Origin of the sequence: Streptomyces sp. ActVer, from assembly GCF_027270795.1 — a bacterium.
GTDB classification, from domain to species: domain Bacteria; phylum Actinomycetota; class Actinomycetes; order Streptomycetales; family Streptomycetaceae; genus Streptomyces; species Streptomyces umbrinus_A.
Genome location: NZ_JAPWHT010000733.1, coordinates 1 through 3,035 on the forward strand (window position 1 = coordinate 1; position 3,035 = coordinate 3,035).

Below are 3,035 nucleotides of genomic sequence, written 5' to 3' on the forward strand. Positions count from 1 at the left end.
GCAGGTCCGCTGATCGTCATCGACGTCGTCACGTCGCCCAGCGGGATGCCCTTGAACAGGACCTCCATGTCGGCCGCCGGAAAGGGCCCGTTCCTTGTCCGGCGCCGTGTTTGACACCGGTTGGGGCTCAAGGGTTGTACGGGGATCTCGCGCGGGTGCCGGACGAGGTGGACGCGCCCGACCGACCGCCGTATCAAGGAGGAACGCGTGTCCGTGTGGTCTGCCAGGGGGAGGCGGCTCATGGTGTTCAACATCATCTCGCTCGTGATGTCGGTCATGGCTCTGGCGGCTTCGACGTGGGGTGTCAGCCAGCAGATCGGACGGGCCCGGGCGGACAGCGATCTCGCCATGACGACCGAACTGCTGCTGACGCACATCCGCGACCCCGAGTTTCAGCGGGATCAGCGCTGGGTCCTGTTCGAGCCCGCCTCGGCGCACAGCCCGGACCAAGGGATCGACCTGCTGCCGGACGATGCCAAGTACCGGGCGTGGAACGTCGCATTCGTCTTCGAGGCCGTCTCCATCATGATGCGCTTCGAGATCGTCAACTCCGAGATTCTGACCAGCCTGACGCACTACCGCCTGATGCGGACCTGGGAGGTTCTGGAGCCGTACATCCAGGCGGAGCGCGCCCGGCGTGGCAGCGTGGTGTTTCCGTTCTTCGAGGACGCGTACGCCGTCGCGCGACGCACCGACCCCGAGGCCCTGCACCATCGGCTGGGGTTGAAGAGGGCGGACGGCACAACGCGGTGAGGGTGGCGGATCTCCGGCGCGCGTCGACGGGCGCGTCGGTCAGTGGCCCCCGTCCCGCCGCACCAGGATCAGCTCGTGCAGGTACCGCTTCGTGACGCTGCCGCCGTGGCGGGTGTCGATCAGCTCGCGGATGCCGTCCAACAGGCCCTTGCGGGCGGCCGGTTCCAGTGCTCGGTGGTTCGAGTACGTCAGCATCAGGTCGACGTAGGCCTGGGCGGTGTACGTGATCTCCTGTGGGAACCGGAGCGACTCGCCCCGGCCGAGCATCTCGAACTCCCTTGTGTCCGTGGCCGTTTCGGCGTCGGTCGACTGTCGCAGACCGGGGGGTGTGGCCGGATCCCAGCGCTCGTAGCAGTCCTGGACCTCGACGAAGAAGTCGCGGCTGCCGCCCGCCGTGTGGTGCGTGATGACGAGGGCGAGCGTTCCGTCCGGGCGGAGCGCGTCCGCCACCTTGGTGAGGCGCGTCGCGGGGTCGAGCCAGTGGAACGACGTGGCGGCCACCATCAGGTCGAACGGCTCCCGGGGCAGCGGCCATTGCTCGAACTCCGCCACCTCGACGTGCGCCCGCGGGAAGGCCCGCAGGTTGCGCCGCGCCACCGCAGCCATCGACGGGCCCAGTTCCACGGCGGTGATGTGGCAGCCCAACTCGGCGAGGGGCACGGTCATTTGGCCGGTCCCGGGGCCGAATTCGAGGACCCGGCTGTCCGCGTCGAGGCCGACGCGGGTGGCCAACGCCTCGACCAGGGCGGGCGGATAGGAGGGCCGGGCCCGGTCGTACAGCTCGGCGTCCTCGTCGAAGATGCCACGCAGCGAGCGGGTCATGCGGTGCCGCCGACCCGAACGCTCCGGTCGCCGCCGTCGCTTCGGTCCTGCCGCAGCTCACGGAAGAACGCCCGGACATCCCCGACGAGCAGATCCGGCTCCTCCATCGCCGCGAAGTGCCCGCCCCGGTCGAACTCCGTCCACCGCACGATGTTCTCCGTGCGGTCCGCGACGTGCCGCAGCGGGATGAAGTTGTCCCAGGGGAAGACGGCGAGCGCGGTGGGTGCCGTCGACGGCTGCACGGGCTCGCCCCAACCGGACGCGTGCGCCCGCTCGTAGTAGATCCGCGCGGACGAACCCGCCGTCCCGGTCAGCCAGTACAGCATCACGTTCGTGAGCAGCTGGTCCCGGTCCACGGCGTCCTCGGGGCGCTCGTGCGAGTCCGTCCACTCCTTGAACTTCTCGACGATCCAGGCGAGTTGACCGACGGGTGAGTCGGTGAGCCCGTAGGAGAGGGTCTGCGGCCGGGTCATCTGGACGACGGCGTACCCCAGTCGCTCGCGGGTCCACTCCTCGTTGCGCCGCCACGAGGCGAGCGTCTTCTCACGCTCCGGAGGGCTCAGCGCGGCCAGCTCCTCGGGGGTGGGCTCGGTGCTCGCGTGGGCGCCCGGCAGGAGGTTCAGATGGACGCCGATCACCCGGTCGGGGAAGGCGCGGCCCAGCTCACGGGAGATCCCGGCACCCCAGTCGCCGCCCTGCGCGCCGAAGCGCCGGTAGCCGAGCCGGTCCATCAGCTCGGCGAACGCGGCGCCGACCCTCCTGAGCTCCCAGCCCGTGTCCCGCGTGGGCCCCGACAGACCGAACCCGGGAATGCTCGGCAGCACCACGTGGAACGCGTCGGCCGGATCACCGCCGTGGGCGCGCGGATCGGTCAGCGGTCCGACCACATCCAGGAACTCGACGATCGAGCCCGGCCAGCCGTGGGTGATGATCAGCGGCGTCGCGTCCGGCTCGGGTGAGCGGATGTGCGCGAAGTGGACGTTCGTGCCGTCGATCGTCGTCGTGAACTGGGGCCACTCGTTGAGCCGGGCCTCGGCCGCCCGCCAGTCGTACGTGTGCCGCCAGTACCGCACGAGCTCCGTCAGATAGTCGCGCGGGACCCCGTACTCCCAGTCCACGCCCGGCAGCTCGTCCGGCCAGCGGGTGAGGTCGAGGCGTGTGTGCAGATCGTCGAGGTCGGACTGGGGGATGTCGAGGACGAAAGGCCGGATCGTGTCGTCGTGCGGGGAGGTCATGGCGGGCCATGCTAGTTCGGCACCGGCATCCGGTCGTGTGAATAAAACCCGTGGTCACCGGCCGGTCGGACGGTCACGAGGGGAGACCGCCGGGTTCGCCGAGCGGGTCGCCCCCGGGTCCTTCCCGTGCCACCGCCACCCCGGGTTTCCCCGCCAGGTCCGCCTGAGCCTGCGGGTGGCCCGGCTGCGGCCTCGAACGCCCCGTGGCTTCCGGGGGACCCGCTG

The 3,035-nt window shown here is 70.3% G+C and carries 4 protein-coding genes; 1 reads left to right on the top strand and 3 read right to left on the bottom strand.

Features of this window, described 5'->3' with window-relative positions; genetic code table 11:
- The coding region (locus tag O3Q52_RS51295) for a hypothetical protein (protein WP_269655276.1) at positions 1-242 on the bottom strand (242 nt) is incomplete at its 3' end.
- Between O3Q52_RS51295 and O3Q52_RS51300 the strand changes: the two genes are divergently transcribed.
- Positions 241-753, top strand: a complete 513-nt coding sequence (locus O3Q52_RS51300) for a hypothetical protein (protein WP_269655277.1) — start codon at positions 241-243, stop codon at positions 751-753. The genes O3Q52_RS51295 and O3Q52_RS51300 overlap by 2 nt on opposite strands.
- Before the next feature lie 39 nt (positions 754-792).
- Here O3Q52_RS51300 and O3Q52_RS51305 read toward each other — a convergent pair whose 3' ends face one another.
- The gene (locus O3Q52_RS51305; protein ID WP_269655278.1) at positions 793-1,575 is read right to left on the bottom strand and encodes a class I SAM-dependent methyltransferase; all 783 of its coding nucleotides are present in this window, start codon (positions 1,573-1,575) and stop codon (positions 793-795) included.
- On the bottom strand, positions 1,572-2,810 hold the full coding sequence (locus tag O3Q52_RS51310) for an epoxide hydrolase family protein (RefSeq protein WP_269655279.1): 1,239 nt from the start codon (positions 2,808-2,810) through the stop codon (positions 1,572-1,574). Before O3Q52_RS51310 ends, O3Q52_RS51305 begins: the two co-directional genes overlap by 4 nt.
- Positions 2,811-3,035: the final 225 nt, after the last annotated feature.